General features: G+C 47.3%; 15 protein-coding genes and 1 pseudogene. 7 read left to right on the top strand and 9 right to left on the bottom strand.

Annotation, left to right across the window (positions count from 1 at the left end; translation table 11 throughout):
- The first annotated feature begins 212 nt into the window (after positions 1-212).
- From OGY67_RS22970 to OGY67_RS22955, 4 genes and pseudogenes are all read left to right on the top strand, one after another.
- Positions 213-1,337: pseudogene (locus tag OGY67_RS22970) on the top strand (glycosyltransferase family 4 protein).
- Positions 1,330-2,127 (top strand): lipopolysaccharide core heptose(I) kinase RfaP, encoded by a 798-nt coding sequence (rfaP, locus tag OGY67_RS22965; protein ID WP_048215298.1) that lies wholly within the window; start codon positions 1,330-1,332, stop codon positions 2,125-2,127. The pseudogene OGY67_RS22970 and the gene rfaP overlap by 8 nt, the downstream one beginning before the upstream one ends.
- Positions 2,128-2,157: 30 nt before the next feature.
- Positions 2,158-3,177 (top strand): glycosyltransferase family 8 protein, encoded by a 1,020-nt coding sequence (locus tag OGY67_RS22960; protein ID WP_137377631.1) that lies wholly within the window; start codon positions 2,158-2,160, stop codon positions 3,175-3,177.
- A 48-nt stretch (positions 3,178-3,225) separates the two neighbouring features.
- Positions 3,226-4,233, top strand: coding sequence for a glycosyltransferase family 8 protein (locus tag OGY67_RS22955; RefSeq protein ID WP_136391361.1), 1,008 nt, complete (start codon positions 3,226-3,228; stop codon positions 4,231-4,233).
- Positions 4,234-4,261: 28 nt separating this feature from the next.
- On the opposite strand, the gene OGY67_RS22950 is transcribed toward OGY67_RS22955, so the two are convergent.
- The 7 genes from OGY67_RS22950 to rfaD are packed head-to-tail and all read right to left on the bottom strand — an operon-like array spanning position 4,262 to position 11,523.
- On the bottom strand, positions 4,262-5,206 hold the full coding sequence (locus OGY67_RS22950) for a glycosyltransferase family 8 protein (protein WP_234692490.1): 945 nt from the start codon (positions 5,204-5,206) through the stop codon (positions 4,262-4,264).
- Positions 5,207-6,262 carry a lipopolysaccharide core heptosyltransferase RfaQ gene (gene rfaQ / locus OGY67_RS22945; protein WP_234692491.1) on the bottom strand — a complete coding sequence of 352 codons (1,056 nt, stop codon included), beginning with the start codon at positions 6,260-6,262 and terminating at the stop codon, positions 5,207-5,209. It abuts the gene before it with no gap.
- Position 6,263: 1 nt separating this feature from the next.
- Positions 6,264-7,277 (bottom strand): glycosyltransferase family 2 protein, encoded by a 1,014-nt coding sequence (locus tag OGY67_RS22940; RefSeq protein ID WP_079934344.1) that lies wholly within the window; start codon positions 7,275-7,277, stop codon positions 6,264-6,266.
- On the bottom strand, positions 7,270-8,553 hold the full coding sequence (locus OGY67_RS22935; RefSeq protein WP_286574569.1) for an O-antigen ligase family protein: 1,284 nt from the start codon (positions 8,551-8,553) through the stop codon (positions 7,270-7,272). The genes OGY67_RS22940 and OGY67_RS22935 overlap by 8 nt, the downstream gene beginning before the upstream one ends.
- Before the next feature lie 16 nt (positions 8,554-8,569).
- On the bottom strand, positions 8,570-9,538 hold the full coding sequence (gene rfaC, locus OGY67_RS22930; RefSeq protein WP_103014674.1) for a lipopolysaccharide heptosyltransferase RfaC: 969 nt from the start codon (positions 9,536-9,538) through the stop codon (positions 8,570-8,572).
- Between the two features lie 3 nt (positions 9,539-9,541).
- Positions 9,542-10,588: an ADP-heptose--LPS heptosyltransferase RfaF gene (gene rfaF / locus OGY67_RS22925; protein WP_071446339.1), complete on the bottom strand. Its 1,047-nt coding sequence runs from the start codon at positions 10,586-10,588 to the stop codon at positions 9,542-9,544.
- A 2-nt stretch (positions 10,589-10,590) separates the two neighbouring features.
- Positions 10,591-11,523 carry an ADP-glyceromanno-heptose 6-epimerase gene (gene rfaD / locus OGY67_RS22920; protein WP_003827312.1) on the bottom strand — a complete coding sequence of 311 codons (933 nt, stop codon included), beginning with the start codon at positions 11,521-11,523 and terminating at the stop codon, positions 10,591-10,593.
- Between the two features lie 214 nt (positions 11,524-11,737).
- Between rfaD and kbl the strand changes: the two genes are divergently transcribed.
- The 3 genes from kbl (at position 11,738) to OGY67_RS22905 (ending at position 15,189) form a co-directional block, all read left to right on the top strand.
- Positions 11,738-12,934, top strand: coding sequence for a glycine C-acetyltransferase (gene kbl, locus OGY67_RS22915; RefSeq protein WP_286574567.1), 1,197 nt, complete (start codon positions 11,738-11,740; stop codon positions 12,932-12,934).
- Between the two features lie 9 nt (positions 12,935-12,943).
- Complete coding sequence (gene tdh, locus OGY67_RS22910) at positions 12,944-13,969, top strand: L-threonine 3-dehydrogenase (protein ID WP_003024132.1); 1,026 nt, start codon at positions 12,944-12,946, stop codon at positions 13,967-13,969.
- Positions 13,970-14,151: 182 nt separating this feature from the next.
- On the top strand, positions 14,152-15,189 hold the full coding sequence (locus tag OGY67_RS22905; protein ID WP_048215306.1) for a glycosyltransferase: 1,038 nt from the start codon (positions 14,152-14,154) through the stop codon (positions 15,187-15,189).
- Here the strand turns inward: OGY67_RS22905 and OGY67_RS22900 are convergent, their stop codons facing one another.
- Positions 15,190-16,125, bottom strand: a complete 936-nt coding sequence (locus tag OGY67_RS22900) for a divergent polysaccharide deacetylase family protein (protein ID WP_286574565.1) — start codon at positions 16,123-16,125, stop codon at positions 15,190-15,192.
- A 3-nt stretch (positions 16,126-16,128) separates the two neighbouring features.
- The gene (gene envC / locus OGY67_RS22895; protein WP_286574628.1) at positions 16,129-17,388 is read right to left on the bottom strand and encodes a murein hydrolase activator EnvC; all 1,260 of its coding nucleotides are present in this window, start codon (positions 17,386-17,388) and stop codon (positions 16,129-16,131) included.
- Positions 17,389-17,417: the final 29 nt, after the last annotated feature.

Here is a 17,417-nt window from a genome sequence, read left to right as displayed (position 1 = left end):
GTTTTTCATGGTTTATTTTGTATTTTGTTCAAAAAATATTCATTTCGGAATGCGTGATAATAAATGATATACTACTGCGCAATTTCAGGTAGCTAGCGGGCAGAAACGTTTCGAAAGCACAGAAAGTCATCTTTGGATGCTTTAGGCAAGGATTACACGATTCTGATGCTTCAAACCTGACATGCCTGGCGACGCGATGCGGATATTAATGCATGAATATTGCTTTTTGTTTGTACAAGTATTTTCCCTATGGTGGGTTACAACGTGATTTCTTGCGGGTAGCGCTGACGGTTGCTTCTCGTGGCCATCATGTTCAGGTATTTACCCAGTCATGGCAGGGCGAGCGTCCGAAAGGGCTGGAGATTATACTCGTCCCCGTCACATCCAGAACGAATCATGGGAAAAACGAGCAATATTATCAGTGAGTTCAGAATTATTTAACTCAACATCCCGTCGATCGTGTCGTTGGTTTTAATAAAATGCCTGGGTTGGATGTGTATTACGCTGCGGACGTTTGCTATGCAGAAAAGGTCGCCCGCGAGAAAGGCTTTTTCTACAAATTGACTAGCAGGTACCGACACTATTCTGCATTTGAACAAGCTGTATTTCAGCGGGGTGCCGGCACTACGCTTTTGATGTTAACCGATAAGCAAATTGGTGACTTCAAACATCATTACCAAACTGAGAGCCAGCGTTTTTGTATCCTGCCACCAGGAATCTATCCTGACCGAAAGTACAGCCAACAACCTGAAAACAGCCGGCAGGTTGTCAGAGAAAAAAACGGTATTGGTCTCGATCAGTACTTACTCTTACAGGTAGGTTCCGATTTCAAACGCAAAGGCGTGCCAAGAACATTACAGGCGTTGGCTTCTTTGCCTGATGTCATCCGCCACCGCACGCGATTGATGGTTGTTGGTCAGGATAAGGCCGATCGCTATCGCGCTCAGGCTCGTCAATTGGGGGTTGAAGAACAAGTGCAGTTCTTCTCGGGGCGAGACGATGTCGCAGAATTGATGTCTGCTGCTGATTTATTACTTCACCCCGCTGTACAGGAAGCTGCCGGTATTGTCTTACTAGAAGCTGTAGTTGCCGGGCTACCGGTATTAACTACCGAAGTTTGCGGCTATGCGGGTTATATCAACGCCGCACAATGTGGGGTGGTGATTCCTGAACCTTTTGAGCAGGAAAATCTGAATACAGCACTTTTCGATGCGCTGCAAAATAATGAGCAGAGAAGTCGTTGGGCCGGGAACGCGCGGCATTTTGCTGATACAGAAGATCTCTACAGCCTGGCAGATAAAGCTGCAGATATCATTTTAGGTCCTAAGAATGATTGAATTAAAAGAACCATTTGCCACGCAGTGGCAAGGAAAAGACCCGTTTACTGAAGTCACTAAGCTGGATGGTGAGGTTTTTCGCGCTCTGGAAACACGGCGTACCCTACGTTTTGAGATGATGGGAAAGGGTTATTTTCTTAAATATCATCATGGAACCACGCTTAAAGAAGTGGTGAAGAACCTTATATCTCTGCGTATGCCTGTACTGGGTGCCGACCGTGAGTGGCTGGCGATTCACCGCTTAAAAGAACTGAATGTTGATACTATGACAGGGGTTGCATTTGGTCAAAAAGGTCTGAATCCGTTAGAGCGAACCTCGTTTATCATCACTGAGGACCTTTCTCCCGCCATCAGCCTTGAAGATTTTTGTGCCGGGTGGGGAGTTGAGCGTCCTGATTTTGTATTAAAACGGACCATTATTACCCGTGTGGCAGAAATGGTGGGTAAAATGCATCGGGGTGGAGTAAATCATCGGGATTGCTATATTTGCCATTTTTTGCTCCAACAACCGATGCCAGAAAATATTGCGGATATCAAACTTTCCGTAATCGATCTGCATCGTGCACAAATTCGTCAACATGTACCGCGCCGCTGGCGAGACAAGGACTTGATCGGACTCTACTTCTCTTCACTTGAGATCGGTCTGACGTCCAGAGATATCTACCGTTTTTTACGTGTCTATTTTTCGATGCCACTTCGTGAAATCTTTCGTCAGGAAGTCAGGTTGTTTGAACAGGCTGTCACAAAAGCGCAAAAAATAAGACGAAGAACAATAAGAAAAGCGCTATAAATCACATATAAAGTTTGAGGCCATTTTATTATGAACATTGATTTCCAGAAGCTAGTTATTCAAAAACACGTCATAGACAGCTCTACGCATGAGAAGAGTAAAAAACTAAGTGTTGCGTATGGTGTCGACCGTAATTTTTTATTTGGCTCTGGCATTTCAATGACCTCAGTATTAGTGAATAACCCTGATATTGATATTCACTTTTATATAGCAACAGACTATATAGATGACGATTATCTGGAGAGTGTAAAACGCCTGACCCAAATGTATAGTACGACTGTGACGGTTCTTGTGTTCGATAACGCGGTATTTCGTGAACTACCGAGTACGAAATCATGGACTTATGCGATGTACTATCGTTATCTTGCATTTGAATATTTAAGTACGGAGCTAAGCTCTGTACTGTATCTTGATGCCGATGTTATCTGTAAAGGTTCATTGCAAGAGCTTACGGAGATTAATTTCTGTGGGGAATATGCGGCTGTCATCAATGATATCGATGATGTGCGTATTAAATCCGGCAACAGGCTCGGCATTCCTGAACTGAGTAACGGTTACTTTAACTCTGGCGTGGTATTTGCCAATCTCGAAGTGTGGCGTGAACAGCAGTTGTTGACTAAAGCATTTTCCATTTTAGACAAACGTCAAAAAGAGCTTCTTTATTTTGATCAGGATGTGCTGAACATCTTGTTTGTCGGTAATGTTATTTTCCTGAGAAGAGATTTTAACTGTATTTATGGTGTAGATCAGGAATTAAAAAATAAGAATGATAAACTATATCAGAATTTCATAACCGATAATACGGTATTAATACACTATGTCGGTGTTACTAAGCCATGGCATTCATGGGCCAAATACCCGGTAGCCAAGTTTTTTATAGATGCCTATAAAAAATCAGCATGGGCGGAAAAATCTTTATTAAATGCAAATACGGCAAAACTATATAAACGCAAGTCACGGCATGAAAGGGCACAACGTAAATATATCCGTTCGGTGCTTAGTCATGTAATGTATATAAAAAATAAGCTACATAACGCACGGTCACACTAGTTAGTTGTGCATATAATTGTCAGATAGCATATTGAAAAGGTGTAGTACATGAATTTTGATTGTCATCAGTCTATCAAGGATACCATTGAGTTCTTTGGTGCTCCAAAAGAACAAAAACCACAGCTCAATATCGCCTGGGGGGTTGATCAGAACTTTATGTTTGGCGCGGCGGTTTCGATGTCGTCCGTTTTACTACATAATCAAGATATCAATATTCATTTTCATCTTTTTACTGATTATATTGACTCAGACTATCAGCAAAAATTAGAAATATTAGCAAAGCAGTATTCAACGAATATAACTGTTTATGTGATGAATGCTGAAGGATTAAAGGTTTTGCCATGCGGGAATGCGTGGTCTTATGCGACCTATTTTAGGTTTATTGCATTTGAGTATCTTAGTGAAAAAATTGATAATTTATTATATATAGATGCCGATGTGGTATGTAAAGGGTCGTTGATTGAATTAACAAAAATTCAGTTTGAGCATCATGTGGCTGCAGTTATTCAAGATATTGATGACAGTCGTTCATATGCTGCCACTCGACTTAACGTTCCGGAATTTGTTGAGCAATATTTTAATGCTGGTGTTATTTTTGCTAATTTAAAGAAGTGGAAGGAACAACAGTTTTTCGCTAAAGCATTTTCTATTCTGTTGGACAAAACCAAGAAATTTGCGTTTCTTGATCAGGATGTTTTGAATATTATGTTTTTAGGGAAAACCATTTTTCTACCTAGAATCTACGATGCAATATATGGCATTAAACAAGAGTTAAAGAGTAAAGACACTTCTCGATATAAAGAATACATCACCAATGACACTATTCTTATTCATTATGTTGGTGTAACTAAACCCTGGAATTCATGGGCTAACTATCCTTCAGCACAGTACTTTGTTGAAGCCTGGAAGGCTTCTCCGTGGGCGACAGTTCCACTGCTACCTGCCAGAACGCCAAAACAGTACAAAAAGAAGTCACGCCATGAAAGGTTACAAGGGAAGTATTTCGCCTCAGTAATCAGTTATATTGGTTATTTGCGTGAAAAATTAAAAAAATAATAAAAAACTCCCGTAAGGGAGTTTTTTATTAACGTAATTTAGTCTTAAGGTATTTCATATACCATTTGAGAGAGGCATAGTAATTTCCCTTTTGGGCTTCCTGACGTGAGTAAACACGATAATCAGTAGGCCTCATACGTGGAGCATAAGACCGTAGTTCAGTATTTCGCCATGGCGTGAAATGATGGTAGAAAAGATAAAGTTGCTGTGAAAGCCCAGTGTGTTCTTTATACCAGGGTTTCCTTCCACCGGTGAAATGGATAATACGTGGTAGAGTATCTTTTTGAAAAAAGAAGGTCTCTTTCTGTTGTTCAGTAAACCAGTTAAATAAAAAATTCCATTTGTTATCAATAAATTTAACATTGCCATTAATAGCAATGTTCAGAGCATCTTGATCCGGATAAGGGAGATTTTTGACCCGATCGAACAATATTTGGTTAGCTTTTATTTCAATATTGTGTTCAGTCCATTTTTTGATATTAATATACATAAATCCGGAGTTGAAATAAAAATCTGTCGTTAAATTTAATCGTTTCGCATTTTTGTTGCTACTATTATCAAACGAATCATGACTGACGGCACAAATAACTTCACTAATGTCAATGTTATTAATTTCATGAATGCTGTCGAAGCACAGTGTGTCTGCATCTAAATAGATAAAAGACTCTACCTTATCCCTAAGCAGTCGTGGGACCGCTAATCGCATATAGATTGAACGGTTCAGGTGTTTGATTGCAAAGTCATTGTTATACTTTTCAATCTCTTCCTTATCGATATTGATAACCTGAATTTTATCACTGGTAGAACGTAGTTTATTGATTTCTTCATCTGTAACGTCATAGACAAAGACGAAGAATGACAGATCCTGCCCCGGGTTGTTCATTATGACAGACATAATGGACACTGCTACATATTCCAGATAATTGGCATCTGTACAGTAAGCAATGTTAATAACGTTTTTTTTGCTGTCCATTTATGCTTTCTCATTACCTTTTATATTGTCACTATCATGAAGTACCTTATCGATAGCGTCAATCACAGCTTGCTCCGGTATCCATGTTAGATATTTTTTAGATCTGTCGAGTTTATCTCGAGAAGGCATCGGATGATAATCGCCAGCCCAAATCAATAAAGCTTTATCCGACCATGGCTTCCACTGTTGATAATTGGTGGCGCCAAACAGGCAGACCTGCGGTGTCTTTAGCGCCGCTGCCATATGCATAGGAGCAGAATCGACGCCAATGTACAGAACGGCATGATCGATCAATGCAGCCAACTGTAAAAAGGTGGTTTTACCTGCCAGCGTCAGATCAGGGGAAGATTGACACAGTTCAGCAATGCGCTGAACCTGCTGCTGCTCACTTAGCGCTGGCCCACAGGTAAGATAAACATGCAGACCACGCCGATGAAGGTGGTCTATAACATGCGCGAATTTTTCATCGTCCCAGCATTTAAACTCTTGTCTGGCAGTGGGTTGAATAACGACATATTTTTGTGAAGGCAATTCCGGGAGTAGGGTAACTAAATGTTGATAGTCGTCAGGGCGATAACAAAGAGACATCTCTTTCTTCAGTTCTGTTTCGCTAAACCCGATACCTTTTAGAATAGATAAATTTTGTTCAACAATATGTGTTCCAATGGATGGCGTTACTCGCGTAAAAAGTCGGTTCCACTGATCTTTTTCGCGCTCAAAAGCAATTGAAGGGCAACGCAAAGACGCTATAAGAGCGCCGATCGGCCATTGTTCGGTGAGGTTAACGATCAGGTCGTAGTGATTTTTCTTCAGTTGTTTACGTACTGAAAGGTAATTTTTCACTGTTGACAGCAGGCCTTGCTTTTTCTCAATCAGATAAAAATTATTGATATCTTTATGGGCGGCTAAGATTGCTTTGGTATCTTTATAGAGCAACAGATCGATCTCCGCTTGTGGATAACGTGCCCGAATGCTGGCAATGACAGGCGTAGTTAGCAGAACATCCCCATAAAACTTGAGCTTGCAAATAAGAATCCGGTCAACTTTTTCAAACATGTTAAAATCCCTTTCGCAAGAATAAGCTTTTGCAAGCAGATATTATCTTATATCTTGTTTCAGAAATAGAACGATCGATATGGGGATATTTCATCTTCAGAATTATTTTCTTCTTAACGATTTTCGTATCGCAGCATGCAAGTGCATTCTGAATGTCATTTAGCATACTCTCGCTATAGCGATAATAGCCTTTTTTCTTGCGTAACAGTTTACGTCCTTCGAGAAAGCAATTGATAATCATAAATGTCGCAACAGTACGCTTGGATCTATTTTCATTAATATAGTTATACATTTTTCGCATAGCAAAGAAGATGCTGTCAGCGTCACTATCAATAATGTTCTCGGTAATACTTTTATCGTTTACTCGGTAGTAATATAACTTATTCTCGATTTTTAGAATCTTATGGCATTTAAAATACTGGAATGGGCAAAAAATCATGTCTTCGTAGCGGCGATGTTCCTCGAACTTATCGCTACCAATGATATTGCGGTGAAAGATTTTTGTCATCAGATGCCATTGCCCTGCCTTGAATGTTGGTAATAGAGGGGCGTAATTGTCATCTGATAAGATTATTTCGCGCTGGGTAATGTTGTTTTCCATTTTCGGCGCGTTCTTATACAAATTGTTTATATCTCGAGTTAAGTTAAATTCGATGATGTCATATTTTTCGTCTCTTAACTTAGGCAGGAGAATTGTAAAATAATTCTGGCAGACAATATCATCACTGTCTACAAAGCCAATATATTTCCCTGTCGCATGAGCAAGCCCAACATTACGGGTGATTGCAACACCCTGATTTTTTTGACTTATATACTTAACGTTATGACAATCTTTTTCGCGGTAAAACGCATTTATACGCTCTTCGGTTAAATCCGTAGAGCCATCATTAACAATTATTACCTCCACATCATCTGTGATGCTCTGATGTATAGACGCCAACGTCGCTGTGATGAGTTCAGCGTTGTTGTATGTAGGTATAATAATGCTCAGTAAATAACCGGAAGCGTTAACCATGGCATCGTTCTCTTGTTGGATTCGAGCTCAGTACTGCTGCTACACATAACGCCAGCACGCTGCTCAGGGCTTCACCTTTGGCATATAATAATAAATCACTCAAGCCATAGACTGCGATAGCGCCTGAGACGACGGACAACAGAGGACTACGTTGCCAGTAAGCTATTAAAAACATGGCAGTATAGAGCAAGAGTAGCACAACAACACCAGGGATGCCTTTTAGTGAGAAGGTATCAACCATTTCGTTATGCAGGTGGACATCAATGAAGACCAGTGCCCCTTGCAGCGAGGTGTCCTGCACCGCAAGTCGCTGAATTTCTGCTCCGCGTTGTTCGAGTGACTGTCCCCAGTGGTGCACTTTCCCGGCTTCAATACCTGCCCGTTGCATCGCCAGTCTCGCGCCGATAGAAGTATTACTATTGTTTTGATTATAAGAGTGCAGATCAACCAGGAAGTTCTGATAGCGGCTTTCAATGACTGGTTTTAAGGGGATTGCAGCAGCCCCCACCAGTATTACAAAACCCAGCAGTGCCCTTAATAGCATGGTGCGGTTGTGACGATAGTACATCAGGAATAGGCCGACACTCAGGATCGGGTATACCAAAATAGCGGCTCGAGTTTGCGTTGTGATGATGACTGCCAGCGATATCAAAAAATGTAACAGATAGAGTGCAACGGTGTGTTTTAGACGCAGATTAATAATGGCCTGAGAGGCTAATAATGCAATTAGCGTCAGAGCGTAGGCTGTGCCGGTTTGGTGTTCAAAGCCCAGCGCAACACGGTAGGTCATAATATCTGGTGCCCTGGCGACCTCGTAGCCTGCGAAAAGATACAGACCTATTGCTGTAAGAATTGTCCAGATACTGGTGATGCGAGTTGTGTTGGCACATGGCTCTCGCGATGCCAAAGCGGTCATAACCAGTGCGGCAAAAATCATCACTTTGCCACCGTTCTGGTATGACCTATAGGCTCCGGTAAAAGCAGAGCCTGGCTGTTTGAATATTTCTACCCAAATAATCTGGAGTAAACCGAAGAGCAACAACATAACAGGTAAAACCAGGTTTTGTTTGTTACTGCACACATGTTTTATATTTTTTCCTATAAGCGGTAGAGATAGCGCCGTGGAGAAAATAAATACCTTCAGCGCTTCATCTGGATTGACCAACACCATCGCAAGCGTTGCCAGGATCCCAGCGTAAAATAAGAAGTATATAAAATCGAATGGATTATTTTTTATACTATAAATAAAGCGAGAAAACATGTGTTGGCGAAGCATGGTTCATCTCTTAAAGTTAAAGCAAATTATTATCAACTAGCGATATGTTGACTAAGTTAGCATCCAGGTCCTGCAATTTTCCGGAATGGCTTTGCTGTGTGTATTGATTCTTCCCATATCCCCCAATCAGTCCGGGGTCTGTTGGACCATACAACGTAATATTGGGGCGATCCAGTGCGGCGGTTAAATGGCTCAATCCTGTATCAACCGACACCACAAACTTTGCCCCCGCCAGAATGCGAGCCACATCTTCCAGACTCATTCGCGGCAGGACATCAACGTAGGGAAACCCTTCTGCCAGCCTTTTGGCGCGCTCTTCTTCATGAGGAGCACCCCAGGGCAGTTTAATACGGATGCCGGTATTATTTAACAGGCCAATAAGCTCCCGCCAGTTGGCTTCTGGCCAGTGCTTATCATCACGTGTCGTGGCGTGCAGAAATACAGCATACTGGCCTGCATCAGCCTTATGTTCATTCATAAAATGCTGCGCAATCGCGTAATCACCCTGCAACTGCGGTTTAGCATACCCCAGACTTTTGGCGAACAATTCACGCGTACGTTCTACCGCGTGCTGCTGTTTGGCTATGTGATGTTTGCGATTATAAAACAGACTCGCCAGCGGTTCGCGGGCTGTGCTCCAGTCCATACCATGCTTGATGCCACGTGCCAGACGTGTCACCAACGCGGCGCTCTTAACTAAACCCTGAGCATCGATTATTGCGTCATAATGCTGTAAACGCACCGCATCGTGAAACGCTTTACGCTCGGCTTTAATCGGCGCTGAAAACCAGGCTTTACGCCAGCGACGGATCGCTACTGGAATAACCCGGTCAACAGCTGAATGCCAGGAGGGGATTTGAGCGAACCCTTCTTCCACCACCCAATCAAATTGAATACCCGGAATAGCCTGCTGCGCATCGGTTAATGCGGGCAACGTATGCAGCACATCGCCCATAGACGACGTTTTAACGATCAGAACCCGCATCCGTCAGGCTTCCTCTTGTAACAACAGGTCGTTGAGTTCTTCCAGCACGCGCTGCGGCGTGATGTCAATCAGGCTCTGGTGATAGCCTTCTGCCGCATCGCCCTTACGCACTTTGTGATACCCCGTAATCAGGCGAATGACACGTGCCTTGTGGGAAAGCGGGGGCGTAAAGTCCGGGCTGCTTGGACCATACAATGCGACCAGTGGACGGTTCAGTGCTGCGGCCACGTGCATTAATCCAGAATCGTTGGTGACGACCGCTTTGCAGGCGGCGAGCAGAATGACGGCCTGTTCCAGCTGTGTTTCGCCCGCCAGATTACGGCACCAGGCTTGCTGTTCAGTGCTCAGCGTTGCCAGGATCTCATTGCCAGCTTCATGGTCTTTTGCTGAGCCAAACAGCACAATCTGATGGCCTTCATCGATCAACTGCTTCGCCAACTCTGCGTAGTGGTAATGTGGCCAGCGTTTCGCTGGACCAAATTCCGCACCTGGGCAAAAACCGATGATGGGGCGTTCGGCTGAAAGGGAGAACTGGCTACAGGTTAGCGATTTTTCACCCTCGCTGACCTGCAACTGTGGCCATAGCAGAGGCTGCGGCAAATCTTTGGCCGTCAGCATCACGCCTTTATCATAAGCCAGAGCCACATAGCGCTCGACCATCAGTGGCCATGCGTCTTTATCCAGTACGCGCGCATCGTTTAGCAGACCGTAGCGCATCTCGCCACGCCAACCGGTACGATGGGGAATACCCGCAAAGAATGGCACCAGAGCGGATTTAAACGAGTTAGGCAGCACATAAGCGCGGTCATAGCGCTTCTCACGCAGACTGTGGCCGAGTTTACGGCGCTCGCCGATCTCCAGCGCGCCGTGCCCCAACGGCATGGCGATAGCTTCGTTGACTTCTGGCATGCGCGACAATAACGGACGGCACCACGCAGGTGCCATCACGTCGATTATCGCCTGGGGATAGCGCGCCTTGAGCGTGCGATAGAGACTTTGCGACATCATCATGTCGCCCACCCAAGACGGGCCAACCACCAAAATTTTCATACTTACGCGTCGCGGTTCAGCCAAGCCATATATTCCGTGACGCCTTCGGCGACGGTTTTAAACGGCTTGTCATAGCCCGCTGCGCGCAGGTTCGTCAGATCTGCCTGGGTAAATGCCTGGTAGCGGCCTTTCAGTTTTTCCGGGAATGGAATGTACTCAATGCTGCCTTTTTTGTGGTACGCCAGCGTAGCATCGGCAACGGCCTGGAAAGATTCCGCACGACCTGTACCGAGGTTAAAGATGCCGGAAACCCCGTTTTCCAGGAACCACAGGTTTACCGCAGCCACGTCGCCTACGTAAACGAAATCACGTTTGAAGTTTTCACTGCCTTCAAACAGTTTTGGCGTTTCGCCATTGTTAAGCTGGGTGTTGAGGTGGAAAGCAACGCTTGCCATGCTGCCTTTGTGGCCTTCACGCGGTCCGTAGACGTTGAAATAGCGGAAGCCAACAATCTGCGAATTGGCTTCTGGCAGGATCTGACGCACGTACTCGTCGAACAGGAATTTTGAGTAGCCGTAGACGTTCAGCGGTTTCTCATATTCACGGGATTCGATGAAATCAGAAGTGCGACCGCCGTAGGTGGCGGCAGAGGACGCGTACAGGAACGGGATTTCACGCTCCAGGCAGTAGTGCAGTAGCTCTTTGGAGTATTGATAGTTGTTGTCCATCATATACTTGCCGTCCCACTCGGTGGTGGAAGAGCATGCGCCTTCGTGGAAAATCGCTTCGATATCGCCGAAATCTTCCCCGGCCATAATCTGGATCAGGAAGTCTTCCTTGTCCATGTAGTCAGCAATATTCAGATCCACCAGGTTAACAAACTTGGTGCCGTCTTTCAGGTTGTCCACCACCAGGATGTCGGTGATGCCTTTATCATTCAGGGACTTAACGATGTTGCTGCCGATAAAGCCCGCGCCGCCGGTAACGATGATCATAAATGTAACCTTCGAATTATGGAGTCAGAGACAATCTCAGACACGAATACTTCTATCATATCACTACATGGCTTAGGCTTCAGCCATTCACCGATAAGCCGTGCGGGTACACGTGATTTATGCTTCATTTTGAAGAAGTGATGATGCGTCATCTCGTATCAACGTATAGCTTTGGGTAATATGTGCTGAAATTTGCCCAGTCTGGAGAATTGAAATGCGTGGGGATTTTTACAAACAGTTAACGAACGATCTCGAAACCGCACGTGCGGAAGGATTGTTTAAAGAAGAACGCATTATTACATCTGCCCAGCAGGCGGATATTACCGTGGCGGATGGAAGCCACGTTATTAACTTTTGTGCGAACAACTATCTGGGGTTGGCTAACCATCCGGAACTGATTGCTGTGGCAAAAGCGGGTATGGATTCTCACGGATTTGGTATGGCTTCGGTTCGCTTTATTTGCGGTACCCAGGACAGCCATAAACAACTGGAGCAAAAACTGGCGGCATTCCTCGGTATGGAAGATGCCATCCTTTACTCTTCCTGCTTCGACGCCAACGGCGGCCTGTTTGAAACGCTGCTGGGCGCAGAAGACGCAATTATTTCCGATGCCCTGAACCACGCTTCTATCATTGATGGCGTGCGTCTGTGTAAAGCAAAACGTTTCCGTTACGCCAACAACGATATGGTGGAACTGGAAGCTCGCCTGAAAGAAGCGCGTGAAGCGGGCGCTCGTCATATCCTGATCGCCACTGATGGCGTGTTCTCTATGGATGGGGTAATCGCTAACCTGAAAGGCGTTTGCGATTTGGCGGATAAATACGACGCTCTGGTCATGGTTGATGATTCCCATGCCGTCGGTTTTGTCGGCGAAAATGGTCGTGGCTCCCATGAATACTGTGACGTGATGGGTCGCGTGGACATCATCACCGGTACGCTGGGTAAAGCACTCGGCGGCGCATCCGGTGGTTACACCGCAGCGCGCAAAGAAGTTGTTGAGTGGCTGCGTCAGCGTTCCCGTCCTTATTTGTTCTCCAACTCATTGGCACCGGCGATTGTTGCGGCTTCCATTAAAGTGCTGGAAATGGTTGAAGCTGGCAGCGACCTGCGCGATCGCCTGTGGGCGAATGCACGTCAGTTCCGCGAGCAAATGTCTGCCGCAGGCTTTACGTTAGCCGGTGCGGATCACGCGATCATCCCGGTTATGCTGGGTGATGCAGTAGTGGCGCAGGCATTCGCCCGCGAGCTGCAAAAAGAGGGGATTTACGTTACCGGATTCTTCTATCCGGTGGTTCCAAAAGGCCAGGCGCGTATCCGTACCCAGATGTCTGCGGCGCATACCCCTGAGCAGATTACGCGTGCTGTTGAGGCGTTCACACGCATTGGTAAACAACTGGGCGTTATTGCCTGAGGATGTGAAATGAAAGCGTTATCCAAACTGAAAGCGGAAGAGGGCATTTGGATGACCGACGTTCCTGAACCGGAAGTCGGTCATAACGATTTGCTGATTAAAATCCGTAAAACAGCCATCTGCGGGACTGACGTTCACATTTATAACTGGGATGAATGGTCGCAAAAAACCATCCCGGTACCGATGGTCGTTGGGCATGAATATGTCGGCGAAGTTGTTGGCATCGGTCAGGAAGTTAAAGGCTTTAAAATCGGCGATCGCGTTTCAGGCGAAGGTCATATCACCTGCGGGCATTGCCGTAACTGCCGTGGTGGACGTACTCACCTGTGCCGCAATACGACAGGTGTCGGTGTAAACCGCCCTGGCTGCTTTGCGGAGTACCTGGTGATCCCGGCATTTAACGCATTTAAAATCCCGGACAATATCTCCGACGACCTGGCGTCTATCTTCGATCCGTTCGGTAATGCAGTGCACACGGCGCTGTCGTTCGATCTGGTTGGGGAAGATGTGCTGGTTTCCGGTGCGGGTCCAATCGGTATTATGGCGGCAGCGGTCGCGAAGCACGTTGGCGCACGCCACGTGGTGATCACCGACGTTAATGAGTATCGCCTTGAGCTGGCGCGCAAAATGGGTATCACCCGCGCGGTCAACGTGTCGAAAGAGAATCTGACCGACGTGATGGCTGAACTGGGTATGACCGAAGGGTTTGATGTGGGACTGGAGATGTCCGGGGCGCCGCCAGCGTTTCGCGCCATGTTGGACACCATGAACCACGGTGGCCGTATTGCTATGCTGGGTATTCCGCCATCTGATATGTCCATCGACTGGACCAAAGTCATCTTTAAGGGGCTGTTTATTAAAGGTATCTACGGTCGTGAGATGTTTGAAACCTGGTACAAAATGGCTGCACTGATCCAGTCTGGTCTGGATTTGTCGCCGATCATCACCCATCGATTCTCCATCGATGAATTCCAGCAGGGCTTTGACGCGATGCGTTCAGGCCAGTCAGGGAAAGTGATCCTGAGCTGGGATTAACCGTATCCACCCTGTGGATTCTGTGTGTTGTCCCCGGATGTTGATTATCATTACCGTCCGGGGCTTTTTTGCTTCCTCCTGCCCGGCGCATTTTCCGCTAAAGAATTAATATTTTTTTCTGAAAATCTACCGCTTAATATGCTAAAAAGTGCCGATAACTCTACTGTTTGGCAGGATTTGATATGACCTATACCCCTGGTCTCCTGAGCGTCATTATGCCGCTTTACAACACGGGTGAGCCGTTCATTGCGTGTATGGATTCACTGATTGCGCAAACCTGGAAGAACCTGGAGATCATTATTGTTAATGATGGCTCTACGGATAACTCTGCGGAGCTTGCTCAGTCTTATGCGGATCGTTATCCGCACGTTCATCTGCTGCACCAGCGCAATGGGGGCGTTTCTGCGGCGCGCAATACCGGTATGAAAGTTGCCAGGGGGGAGTACATCGCGTACGTAGACGGCGATGATATTGCCTACCCGGAAATGTATGAAACGCTGATGAATATGGCGCTGAAAGACAACCTGGATGTTGCGCAGTGCAACGCTGACTGGTGTATTGCTGAGACGGGCCACACCTGGGCATCCATTCCTACCGATCGTATTCGTTCTACCGGCGTGATGACCGGGCCAGACTGGTTACGCAAAGCGTTAGCCAGCCGCCGTTGGCGGCACGTTGTCTGGATGGGCGTTTATCGTCATCAGACTATCCGCGACGCGGGGCTGACCTTCCTGTCTGGCCTGCACCACCAGGATATTATCTGGACAACGGAGTTTATGTTTAATGCGAAGCGCGCGCGTTACACGGAAGTCCCGCTGTACAAATACTTCCTGCACGGCGCATCTGTTAGCCGTCTGCCGCGCACCGGGCTGAAAAACCTCGCTTACCAGCGCCACTACATCAAAATTACCCGTCTGCTGGATAAGATGAATCACGACTACGCCGGACGCATTCCAATTTACCCGGAATTCAAACAGCAGGTGATTTACGAAGCGCTACGCGTTTGTCATTGCATACGTAAAGAGCCGGACGAGAAAATCCGCCAGCGCATGATTGCTGAAGTATTTGTATCGGGTATGTTCAAGCGTATGGTGAGTAATATCTGCAGCGTTAAGCTGGGTTATCAGGTGCTGTTGTGGGCTATCCGTTTTAGCCAGTGGCGCGATAAATCATTGACGCCGCGCCGCCTGGCCCATTTAACGCTGGATAGTAAAGACTGATTATTGCCAGCCCTGCCACTGCAGGCGCATATACTGCACCAGCGTGCTTTGGGTGATGCTTTCGCCGAGCACGCTGAAGAAGCGGCTGGCGTACACCGGCTCTAACGGCTGTTTCGGTTTGCATAATTTCACCCCGCGGAAAGGATTACGCGGAGCATCTGGCGTACCGTTCTTCGGTGGCGTGAGGTTTGGTCTGGAGGTATCCACCTGTGGTTCATTGAGCAAGCTGCTTGGGCGAACCAGCGTGATGTCGGCTGGCAGGCTATACAGCATCTGCTGCAGGACGCGAACCGTAGACGGGTGAGGGTGGCCAATGGCGATTGCGGAACCGTTGCGGCGCGCAAGCTCGACGGCACGATTAAACTGACGGCGAATATCGGCTTCGTTTTGTGTGTCATCCAGGAAGACTTTGCGTTTGATGACCTTCACACCGGTGCCTGACGCTGCGCGCATTGCCTGGCTGTTACCGATGGTCATGCTGTCCAGGAAGTAGAGGTCGTAGCGTTCCAGCGCCTGCATCACCTTCTGCATGCCGAAAAGACTGGATGTCATCGCGCTGCCCATATGGTTGTTCAGACCGACCGCATTCGGTACTTTGCTTACCGCGTCGCGAATGATCCTCTCAATCTCTTCGCTGCTCATTTCAGGGCGTAACGTGTCTTTCTCTAACGGCTGCTTGCTCAGCGGCGCCATTGGCAGATGGATTAAGACTTCATGCCCGCTGTTATGCGCTTTGATTGCCATTTCGCGCGCATGTGGGGCGTTAGGCAGAACGGCAACGGAGATGGTAGAAGGCATCGCCAGTACCTGGTTTTCAGTGTGTGGGCGATAGCCGAAATCATCAATGACGATGGCGAGTTTGCCAGCAAATACAGGTGTTGCGAAGGCCAGCAGACTGGCGAGAGAGAGTAGTAGACGACGAAAATGTTGTGGCAAAACTTATCTTCCCAACCACGGCTGTGGATTGACCGCCTGACCCTGGCGACGAATTTCGAAATAGAGTGCCGGCCTGCCCTGACCGCCGCTGCTACCCACAAGTGCTATAGGCTGCCCGGCGCGAACCTGCGTACCGACGCTGACCAGTGCGCTCTGGTTATAACCGTACAGGCTCATATCGCCTTTACCGTGTTCAACGACGACCACCAGGCCATAGCCCTGCAGCCAGTCCGCCAGAATGACACGACCATCGGCAATGGCTTTAACTTCGGTGCCCTCGGATGCACCAATAACCATCCCCTTCCAACGTAGCTCACCCTGCAGCTTTTCGCCATAACGATGTAACGTTGGACCACGAACGGGCCAGAATGCCTGACCGCGTGGCGAGCCCAAACCGCCGGTACGCGACATCAGTGATTTTTCACTTTCGGTCGGTTTATAGGTTGAGCCTTTTCGTGACGCATCCTGTTGCTTATCGCGCACGGCCTGCGCCTCGCGTGCTTCACGTTCCGCACGCGCTTTGGCTGCGGCTTCGGCACGGGCAATGCTGTTGCGCAGACGGGATTCGTTGGCGCGCATTTCGCCCAGTTGCTGTTGACCCTGTTGAATCGATGATTCCAGACTCGAAAGCGTTTTTTGACGTTCGTTACGTGCCTGTTCCAGCTTAGCCTGCTGAGCGCGCTGTTCGTACAGTAGCGTCTGCTGCTCGCTCTGCTTATCTTCCAGCTCGGCTTTTTGCGAGTCGACCTCTTCGCGGGTTTGTTTCAGCTGCGCGATGGTTTCCTGTCGCGCCTGGTTCAGATAGCCGAAATAGGCCTGCAGGCGTTGCCCACGCTGGCTTTCTTCACCGCTAAGAATGAGCTGAATGCCGGTGTGTTCGCCCTGGCGAAAAGCTGCGTCGAGTTGGGCTGCCAGGCTGCGTTCTTGCGCGGCCCGCTGTTTTTCCAGCTTCGCGAGTGCTGCGTTCATCTCTGCGATTTGCGCATTCAGCTGTGCCAGTGAGTTTTGCGTTTCGCGCAACTGCCTTGCGGCAACGGCGATGGCTTGTTCCTGAGCTTTAAGCTGAGCGAGGAGGGTGGCGCGTTGTTGTTGCTGTTGGCGTACCGCGCGTTCTTTTGCCGCGATATCAGCCTGAATAGATTTGAGCTGGTCGCGTTCGTCCGCGTGGGCGGAAAAGGCGCACAGCAATACGCCAGCGCTAAGCGCGCTGGCGTAGAACAAGGGCCTGACTGAAAACTTACGTGGTTTCACGGCCCGAGTGATGGTATTAATCGCCTTTCCCCTCATGGGGA

The organism is Citrobacter sp. Cpo015 (genome assembly GCF_030333035.1).
Lineage (GTDB): Bacteria > Pseudomonadota > Gammaproteobacteria > Enterobacterales > Enterobacteriaceae > Citrobacter > Citrobacter portucalensis.
Note: the sequence above shows the minus strand (reverse complement) of the source record. Positions and strands in the feature narration are given on the sequence as shown.

Coding starts and splice junctions, on each gene's coding strand:
- rfaP (WP_048215298.1), top strand. CDS start 1,330: ATGATTGAATTAAAAGAACCATTTGCCACGCAGTGGCAAGGAAAAGAC.
- OGY67_RS22960 (WP_137377631.1), top strand. CDS start 2,158: ATGAACATTGATTTCCAGAAGCTAGTTATTCAAAAACACGTCATAGAC.
- OGY67_RS22955 (WP_136391361.1), top strand. CDS start 3,226: ATGAATTTTGATTGTCATCAGTCTATCAAGGATACCATTGAGTTCTTT.
- OGY67_RS22950 (WP_234692490.1), bottom strand. CDS start 5,206: ATGGACAGCAAAAAAAACGTTATTAACATTGCTTACTGTACAGATGCC.
- rfaQ (WP_234692491.1), bottom strand. CDS start 6,262: ATGTTTGAAAAAGTTGACCGGATTCTTATTTGCAAGCTCAAGTTTTAT.
- OGY67_RS22940 (WP_079934344.1), bottom strand. CDS start 7,277: ATGGTTAACGCTTCCGGTTATTTACTGAGCATTATTATACCTACATAC.
- OGY67_RS22935 (WP_286574569.1), bottom strand. CDS start 8,553: ATGCTTCGCCAACACATGTTTTCTCGCTTTATTTATAGTATAAAAAAT.
- rfaC (WP_103014674.1), bottom strand. CDS start 9,538: ATGCGGGTTCTGATCGTTAAAACGTCGTCTATGGGCGATGTGCTGCAT.
- rfaF (WP_071446339.1), bottom strand. CDS start 10,588: ATGAAAATTTTGGTGGTTGGCCCGTCTTGGGTGGGCGACATGATGATG.
- rfaD (WP_003827312.1), bottom strand. CDS start 11,523: ATGATCATCGTTACCGGCGGCGCGGGCTTTATCGGCAGCAACATCGTT.
- kbl (WP_286574567.1), top strand. CDS start 11,738: ATGCGTGGGGATTTTTACAAACAGTTAACGAACGATCTCGAAACCGCA.
- tdh (WP_003024132.1), top strand. CDS start 12,944: ATGAAAGCGTTATCCAAACTGAAAGCGGAAGAGGGCATTTGGATGACC.
- OGY67_RS22905 (WP_048215306.1), top strand. CDS start 14,152: ATGACCTATACCCCTGGTCTCCTGAGCGTCATTATGCCGCTTTACAAC.